Source organism: Novacetimonas maltaceti (genome assembly GCF_002906255.1).
Classification (GTDB): domain Bacteria; phylum Pseudomonadota; class Alphaproteobacteria; order Acetobacterales; family Acetobacteraceae; genus Novacetimonas; species Novacetimonas maltaceti.
The window spans coordinates 1-4,936 of the sequence record NZ_POTC01000096.1; the positions used below are offsets into that span (position 1 = coordinate 1).

A 4,936-nucleotide genomic window follows, 5' to 3' on the forward strand; every position below is an offset into this window, starting at 1 on the left:
GAGAGACAACTCCCAATCTGCTCAAAACGCAGACTGGACGCCATCGCAAAAACCGTCAATCAAATCGCCAAAACCCAGAAATTACCGGCCAAGCACATCAATCAAGGGTTCTTCGATCCCTCCACCTTGGCCTGTGCTATCACGGTCCTGTCCATCATATGCAGGGCGATCGTATTGATCGGCGCTGCCCCCATCATCGGTCGCTTCCGGCTCACTCAGCATGTCCTCGGGCAGCACGAAGCCCCGCTCCGCCTGCAGCGTGCCATCCCTGTCGAGGCTGACGAAGGCCCCTGCCCGCGCCATCTCAGCGGGATCGAACGCCAGAGGCCGTTCCTCCAGGGCAAGAATGGCCTGCTCGATCTCGCCCAGCCGTGCATCAATCTCGTCCGGATATTCGTCGGCCCGGGCGTATTCAGCCTCTATGGCTTCCTGCTCGGCGCGCAGGGCTTCGAGGCGAGCAGTTTCTTCGTCGGACAGTGGTACTTCCGCGCCTTCGATTTCCGCGAACTGCCGTGTGTGGCCCCATGGGAATGACAGGGCGGTTTCGACCCACTTCCAGCCCTCGGCGCGGATATCTTCGGCGGCTGCGTGCAGCTTTTCCATGACCAGCCGGTCCAGAATAGCCGGATCCTGCAGCCAGCCGCCGTCATCGGCCTCGAACAGATCGCGCATGATGTGGCCACCCGCCGCAAGATAGGTGTCCAGCCCGACGAAGCGGGCACGGGCGTCCGAGGCCCGCACGGTCTTTTCTGTCAGCATGCGGCGGATGACGTAGGGTTCACGGTTATGGCTCTGGGACACGATGTCCCAGACCTGTTCCTGGCGGGCATGGTCATCGCTGATGGAAAAGGCCATCAGCTGTTCCAGCTTCATGCCGTCCTGCTCGTAGATATCGAGCAATTTGTCGGACACGGTCATCAGCCGCAGGCGCTGTCTGACCACGGCCGGTGCAACAAAGAACGCTGCAGCGATTTCCTCCTCGGACATGCCTTTCTCCAGCATGTCACGGAAGGCGCGGAACTGGTCCAGCGGATGCAGGGCCACGCGCTGGACGTTCTCGGCCAGGGAATCATCCTCGGCAAGAATGGCCGATCCAACCTCGCGGACCACGCATGGCACGGGTGCCGTCTTCACCAGTTTCTTCTGCTTCACCAGCAGTTCGAGGGCGCGAAAACGACGCCCACCGGCCGGGACTTCATAGATACCGGTCTCGACCCCTTCGCCGTCAAGGACGGGACGGACATTCAGGCTCTGCAGCAGCCCGCGACGCTCGATGTCGCGGGCCAGTTCCTCGATCGACAGGCCGGACTTTACCCGCCGCACGTTGGACTGGGACAGCACCAGCCGGTTGAACGGGATGTCACGGGACGAACTGAGGGTGATTTTGGGAATAGCGGTCGCCATGGCGAAAAACTCCATGACGGGCGGACTGGAGACTCTCTCCCATCCTCTCAACCCGTCACGAAAATCCGCGCAGCCCTCTGACTCTGACGGCAGCCCCCAAGCCAGCCCGCTCTCCCCTTTCCCGGAAGAAAAATGTCAGCAATGGGGGGATTGCTGTCTGTCGGGTTTAGGGCAATTAATTGACAAAAGCGGTCACTCACACCCAAGATGTTTTTTTATAAAAGGCAAGCTGTTTATGCGGTATTAAAGGAGTATAATACATAGGAATTATAAAAATTTATGAATAAAAATAAAATATCAGCGCGAGTGAGTATAAAATGGATAGTTACAAACTTCCGACATTCGGTGTCATTCACTTTGATTCTGAAACAGATTTGTATAATGCGTGCGTGGGGAACAATGGTATTGTTGATAGCAAGCAATACTATGATGGATATATTCAATCCGCAATAAAACTAATGGAAACAATTTTTAATTGCGAGGAAAAAGAGGGCTCCGAATGTCAATATTGGATCGACACTTTTATTTATCCAATATGCTTTAGTATAAGGCATGCTATCGAAATCTTGCTCAAAAGAATATCAGAAACAATTATTATGATATCTACTGCAAGAAAAAGAATTGAAGATCTCTCGGAAATTGAAAAAAATATTTCTCACCATGATTTAAAATCAATATGGAATGCCATGAAGAGTATAGCTATTTCAAATGATGAGCGCTATAGTTTTCTGTTAGAAAAAATAGAACCATTTATTTTAGAAATTGGAGAGGTCGATCCGACAGGACAGACATTTAGATATGCGTATAGCACTGAATCTGTAAAACATTTAATAGACGTACAAATAATAAAAATTACTAGGTTATATAATAATACGCGCATACTACAATCTGATATGAAAAATCTCTTTGATTTAAATGACACGATCTATAACGAGTACTGCTTAGGAACATTTACTAAAAATATGTCAAGACATCAACTTGAAAAATTAGCACGGGATTTACCTAAGAAAGAAAATTGGGTGAATGAATTAAACTCAGGTTTAAAAAATAACTTGATGTCAAAATACAACATAAGCTCAAATGAGCTAAGTAAATCTATTAACATAATTTCAAATCATTATGAAATTAGTTCATATATTGGCAGCGAAATACCGCTACGTGAACTGGATTTGGAATGTCTTTTTGAGTTTTTGGATTTGTGGTTACGAAGTGATCATGTTGCATCTATGTATAATTATAGCGCAATTGGTAAATTAAGGCGGAACGGTTTAGAAAAATTTCTACATAACGAAAAAGTAAAGCCTTCTTTTTTAAACCCTAAGTTTATTTCATGCCTATACGCGCTTTATTATTATGCAAGAGAAGGTGACGGTTCCGAATGTTATATTCATAGGCAAAAAGAAAAATATAAAGAATATATTTCAGATAAAACAGAATGGAAGATGATAAGTAATATTGAGCATTTATTGTATTACAAAACAGACATCCTAAAAGAAATCATGAAATCAATGAGAATTCTCAATCAGCCATCTTTGATAAAATCATTATCAGAAAGATATGCATGGACAAATATTATTTGATTTATATCTGATGTTATTCCGATATTGTGTCGACTCTATCACCATAATTACACCTTGAGCTGATCGTCGACAAGTGCTCCCATTATAGGATCGGAGCGAGAGTGTTTTATTGCCCTTTATCAGGATACTTACTAACCGACAAATAAAGTCGGCCATAACGATCAGAATGTCTGTATATTGTATTTATATACGGCTTCGGGGAAAACTCGGAGCCAATTAAACGATTGATGTAAGGGGGATTGCCGTCTGTCTGTTGCGTTTCCTTTGAGCGGACAGACGGATTTGGGGGCAAAGGGGAACAGCAGATTTCAGTTTATGTTAATGCTGCGCTACATATCCGACGCGATCTAGATCTGAGGGCTAATCGTAACTATATCATTGTGCATGATGATCTGAACATAAAAATTATGGGCTTAGAAAGTGAATGCTTAATCCCGCACCAGTTCCCCACAATCAACGTGATGCTAACGGCTTACTCTCCATCGGCAACCGCGTTGCGCAATTCGCAGTTAATTGCCTGTTCACTTCGCTTGGATCGATGCCCCTAGATTACTTTACTTTCTCCGAAAGAGACTTCCATGCGGAACTCTATCATCAATGCCGCAAGCGATTTTCTCCTCGTGCCATTAATCGTCAATTCCCCAATGAACTCGCAGTTCAACATCCAATCACTCTGACGTCGGAGAGTGGAAAAACCACCGGCGCCGCACGCGACAATTACAATATTGCCATGGACTGGAAGATCCCAGACCTCCTATTTCACAACCCGGTGGGTCTCGAGTCACAATGGTGTGCCGTCGAATTAAAACGGAGAAATATTTCTACAAATGAAGATTCAATTCGTAAGGACATAAAAAACCTTTTGTTTTATGTTTCCGGACGGCTTAATTTTTATCATGCAGTATTTATTCTGAACAACATGCCCCGCAATCCCTTGATCATGGCGCATAACTTCGCGCCCGGCAATATCTTCACTACTGGCGATCTTCTCACGCTTCTTGATGAAGAAATTCAGAATGTTGAGGATGCGCGTCCAGAATACCTCGAGTTGTGGGTAATTAATCCACCGGCAGCCGCCCAGAACGATCAAGACCCCCTTTTTTTCCTTGAGCGCAGCATTTGCAATTCTAACCGTCCAGGAGACCTCTGGCAGAGGCAGAGATATGTCCGTCGAGGAAACCGGCTAGGCCTGATCCGTTAATCTGGCTCTCATGGGTTTATTGACTTCAGTTTGGTGACCTTCTGTGGGCGACTGCGACGATAGGCCGACAGTCTGATTATGCCTATTTTTTCGAGATTTAAACTGGAAGCGGGCATCCGTTTCCGGTTCAAAGTGGCCACAAGAATGCGCATTATCCGTGTCCGCTATGCGGAAAGCGATCTGAACAACTATATGTCTGAGATGAGGCGACTATTGCCTGTCCGCTTGTTCCATCAAACGGAAAATTCGTTCCGTTCCAAAGGACGAAAAGCTCCATGGAAGAGAGGTTATCGAAAGATAGCCTGTGTGGTAGGGGTCTGTCTCAAGAAATAGGGACTTTTCTTAAGTATGAAATTGCGGCAACTTGGTAAGGGCGGCCCTCAGGTATCCGAAATCGGTCTTGGGTGCATGAGCATGTCCGGCATGTATGGTCCTGCTGATCGGAAAGAAAGCATCGCTACCATCCATGCCGCGCTGGACGCCGGAGTCACGCTTCTCGACACCGGCGATTTCTACGGCATGGGCCATAACGAGATGCTGATCGGTGAGGCGATCAGGGATATTCCTCGCGATAGATTCCTCGTCAGCGTCAAGTTTGGTGCGATGCGGGATCCGGGCGGCAACTTGAGGTGGTCCCGTCCGTTCGGACAGTTTTGCGGGCTTGATAAGCTATACCCGGTTGTTGTTATGCCGCCCTTCTGACGGCGTTGCTGTTGGCCATCTGGTCCGGGGTTAACCCCGGACCAGATGG

Annotated in this window: 3 protein-coding genes and 1 pseudogene; 3 read left to right on the forward strand and 1 reads right to left on the reverse strand. The window is 47.4% G+C overall.

From position 1 onward, the window contains the following. Positions 1-120: 120 nt before the first annotated feature. A pseudogene (locus tag KMAL_RS15955) lies at positions 121-1,404 on the reverse strand (ParB/RepB/Spo0J family partition protein); the annotation flags it as partial. Positions 1,405-1,721: 317 nt separating this feature from the next. On the opposite strand from KMAL_RS15955, the gene KMAL_RS17040 reads away from it, so the two are divergent. The 3 genes from KMAL_RS17040 (at position 1,722) to KMAL_RS15965 (ending at position 4,887) form a co-directional block, all read left to right on the forward strand. Beyond that, the gene (locus KMAL_RS17040) at positions 1,722-2,984 is read left to right on the forward strand and encodes a hypothetical protein (protein WP_146044252.1); all 1,263 of its coding nucleotides are present in this window, start codon (positions 1,722-1,724) and stop codon (positions 2,982-2,984) included. A gap of 424 nt (positions 2,985-3,408) precedes the next feature. Further along, the gene (locus KMAL_RS17045) at positions 3,409-4,185 is read left to right on the forward strand and encodes a hypothetical protein (RefSeq protein WP_146044253.1); all 777 of its coding nucleotides are present in this window, start codon (positions 3,409-3,411) and stop codon (positions 4,183-4,185) included. 348 nt (positions 4,186-4,533) lie between these two features. Continuing rightward, positions 4,534-4,887, forward strand: a complete 354-nt coding sequence (locus KMAL_RS15965; RefSeq protein WP_338043513.1) for an aldo/keto reductase — start codon at positions 4,534-4,536, stop codon at positions 4,885-4,887. The last annotated feature ends 49 nt before the right edge of the window (positions 4,888-4,936 follow it).